Source organism: Xenorhabdus sp. PR6a (assembly GCF_028599065.1).
In the GTDB taxonomy this organism is placed as follows: domain Bacteria; phylum Pseudomonadota; class Gammaproteobacteria; order Enterobacterales; family Enterobacteriaceae; genus Xenorhabdus; species Xenorhabdus doucetiae.
The window spans coordinates 1-2984 of record NZ_JAQRFJ010000121.1 but is presented as its reverse complement, the minus strand read 5'-3'; the positions used below and the strand labels follow the sequence as shown (position 1 = coordinate 2984).

General features: G+C 56.6%; 4 protein-coding genes and 1 pseudogene. 3 read left to right on the top strand and 2 right to left on the bottom strand.

Annotated features, from left to right (window positions below):
- The 3 genes and pseudogenes from PSI15_RS17405 to tnpC all read left to right on the top strand — a co-directional run.
- Positions 1 to 193, top strand: a pseudogene (locus PSI15_RS17405) (IS66 family insertion sequence element accessory protein TnpA); the annotation flags it as partial.
- Entirely contained in the window at positions 187 to 522 is a 336-nt protein-coding gene (gene tnpB, locus PSI15_RS17400; protein ID WP_273584620.1) for an IS66 family insertion sequence element accessory protein TnpB, read from the top strand. The pseudogene PSI15_RS17405 and the gene tnpB, both read left to right, overlap by 7 nt.
- Positions 523 to 585: 63 nt before the next feature.
- Positions 586 to 2091 (top strand): IS66 family transposase, encoded by a 1506-nt coding sequence (tnpC, locus tag PSI15_RS17395; protein WP_273584619.1) that lies wholly within the window; start codon positions 586 to 588, stop codon positions 2089 to 2091.
- Between the two features lie 14 nt (positions 2092 to 2105).
- Here the strand turns inward: tnpC and PSI15_RS17390 are convergent, their stop codons facing one another.
- Both PSI15_RS17390 and PSI15_RS17385 read right to left on the bottom strand, forming a co-directional pair.
- Positions 2106 to 2333, bottom strand: coding sequence for a SymE family type I addiction module toxin (locus PSI15_RS17390; RefSeq protein WP_337928944.1), 228 nt, complete (start codon positions 2331 to 2333; stop codon positions 2106 to 2108).
- Positions 2334 to 2423: 90 nt separating this feature from the next.
- Positions 2424 to 2852: a helix-turn-helix domain-containing protein gene (locus tag PSI15_RS17385; RefSeq protein WP_273584617.1), complete on the bottom strand. Its 429-nt coding sequence runs from the start codon at positions 2850 to 2852 to the stop codon at positions 2424 to 2426.
- Between the last annotated feature and the right edge of the window lie 132 nt (positions 2853 to 2984).

The following is a 2984-nucleotide window of genomic DNA, read 5'->3' as shown; positions in this document are numbered from 1 at the left end:
CTCTTTTCGTAATTGGATTACCGACAGTAACAAAATACCCCCAAATCTCAGCCAGACACTGCCCGCCATCTTGCCGGTTTCACTCCAGCCTGACGACGCGCACACCGTCACCCTGCATACCCCAGACGGTTATGCCATCGCCTGTCCATTGACGCTGTTGCCTGAAGTGATGCGGGTACTGGCCCGATGCTGAAACCGCAACAGCTCTTTTTGGTGCGCGAGCCCGTCGACATGCGCCGGGGCATTGATGCCCTGACCCAATACCTCGAAGGATTGAATTTACGCTGGCAGGAAGAAGCCGCTTTTGTTTTCTGCAATAAGGCCCGCTCCCGTCTCAAGGTGTTGCGCTGGGACCGACACGGCGTCTGGCTGTGTACCCGCCGTCTGCACCGGGCCCATTTTGTCTGGCCGAAGCAGGGCGAACGCAGCTGGGTGATGACGCCCGCCCAGTTTGACTGGCTCATCCGCGGCATTCACTGGCAACAGGTCGAGGGAGATGACCTGTCCGGCTGGCGAAGCTAATTCCGCTACCCCGGTCACACTTTTACCGGATAACGACGGGGAATTATCCGGTACACTGTCGGCATGACGCTCAATGACTTAATCGCGCTGGATGACCCCGGCCAGTTCCGCCTGCGGGCACTGGCGCTGCTTCAGCAACAATGTGATTATATTCGCCAGCTGGAAGAGGCCCTGAAACAGGCGCAACGCTGGCGTTTTGGCGCGCACAGCGAAACCCTGCCTGCCGGTCCCAAACGGAGTCAGTTCGAGGAGGATGCCGATACCGATATTGCGGTGCTGGAAACCCAGCTATCACGCCTGCATATCAAGGAAGACGCGACTCCGGCTCACCCCAAACGACAGCCTTTACCGGCGACGTTACCCCGTGAAGATATCCGGCTGGCGCTGGAGACGGAGAGCTGCCCGGATTGCGGTCATGCCCTGCGCTTTTTGCGTGATGAAATCAGTGAGCGACTGGAATACCGTCCGGCCACGTTTATCGTCCGGCGTTATGTCTGTCCCCAGTACAGCTGTGCAGCCTGTCAGGGTGTGCATGCCCAGCCCCAGCCTGCCCGTCTTATCGAAAAGGGCATTCCGGAGCCGGGGTTGCTGGCTCAGGTGGTAGTCGCTAAATATCGTGACCACCTGCCGCTCTACCGTCAGCAGCAAATCTATGCCCGCAGTGGCGTAACCCTGGCCCGCAGCACCCTGTCGGACTGGGTGGGTCAGGTGGCGCTGGCATTGCAACCGTTGGCCGATGCCCTGAAGCAGGCGCTGCTGACGTCCTCGGTGCTGCATGCCGATGAGACCCCGTTGCCGATACTGGCCCCGGGAAAAGGCCAGACCCAGCGCGCCTATTTGTGGGCGTCTGTCACCGGCCCCGATACCTCGCCGGCAGTGGTGTACTATGAGCTGCATCCCGGCCGCAGTGGCCGTTATGCCCAGAGCCTGCTGAAAGACTGGTCGGGCGGCACGTTGGTGACGGATGATTATGCCGGTTACAACGCGCTGCATGCCCGGGCGGATATCACCGAAGCGGGTTGCTGGGCTCACGCCCGCCGCAAATTCTTTGACCAATACAAAGCGAGCCAAAGTCCGGTGGCGAAACAGGCGCTGGATGGCATTCGTGACCTGTACAAGCTGGAGCGAAAAATCAAACACCGGCCCCCGGATAAACGGCGTCAGTGGCGACAGCGTTATGCCCGGCCGTGGCTGAATGAGTTCCGGTCCTGGTTGCAGACGACTCAGGCCCAAACGGCCCCCAACTCCGGGTTACGCAAAGCGATAGATTACACGCTGAAGCGCTGGCTGGCGCTGGTGTGTTATTTGGATGATGGCCGGGTACCGATAGACAACAACCGGGCGGAGAATGCGGTCCGGGGTGTGGCGGTTGGCCGAAAGAACTGGCTGTTTGCGGGTTCGCTAGCCGCAGGGCAACGGGCCGCCATGATAATGAGCCTGTTGGAAACCGCTAAAGCCAACGGGCATGAGCCCTGGGTCTGGTTACGTGATGTCCTCAGCCGGCTGCCTGTCTGGCCGAACAATCGGTTGAATGAGCTGCTGCCCTGGCCTGAGAATCGCTTTACTTAAACTCGTTTTTTTTGTCAAGGTGAGATGACCGGACGTTTACGCACTAAGCAGCCATCCATGATCTTCACCGTCACCGCGCCGCCAGTCTCAAAGCCAGCCTGTTTAAGCCATTGTCCCTTAAGATGAATTGCAGGCGGTGCTGTGGCCTTGTCATTTTGCGGAACGTATCCCACGGTGTAATAACGTTCTGTTTTAGCAGCTTTATTTTGAGCCGCGTTTTGCCTAGAATGCGCCTTAGCCATCATTCAACTCCTGTTTAGTTGCTTGTGGTGAGCGAGGATGAAGTGTTGGTAGCACTTCATCCCCGCGTTAACTCAACGGGTTCTTTTTATCTATCTTGCCAGTGCCTGTAGTTGTTTCTTGGTTAAAAAGGCATCCAGCAATTTCTTAATCACTTCCTTGTCTTCCTCCGGTAGCTGTTCCACCGCCTGAAACTGCCGCAGCAGTTCCCTGTCCTCAAACCGGGCTTTCGCCGCTTCGGTCTCTGCCCCTTCCAGCAGATAATCACTGGTCACATCCAGCACGTCCGCCAGACGTTTTAAGGTATCGCTGCCCGGCCGTGAAGTGCCACGCTCAAAGCGGCCAATGTGGGTGTAATGCAGTTCAGCCAGTTTACCCAGCTCTGACTGGGAGAGGCCTTTTTGTCTGCGCAGTTCCCGCAAGCGTTGTGCAAATCCCTTCTCTGTTGCCGCTGCCATATCAAGCACCTCTGTCATTATCGCGGTCTCAAATGTAGCTATGTTGCCGTAATTATGACGCATCTTCCATGCTCCAGTGCGTTGATATGCGTTTCACATGCTTGACATGATAAAGCCTTAAGGCTAATTTATCAAGCATTGATGCTTTATTGAAAAATATTTTATCAGGATATCTGACATGGCTCGCATCCCGGA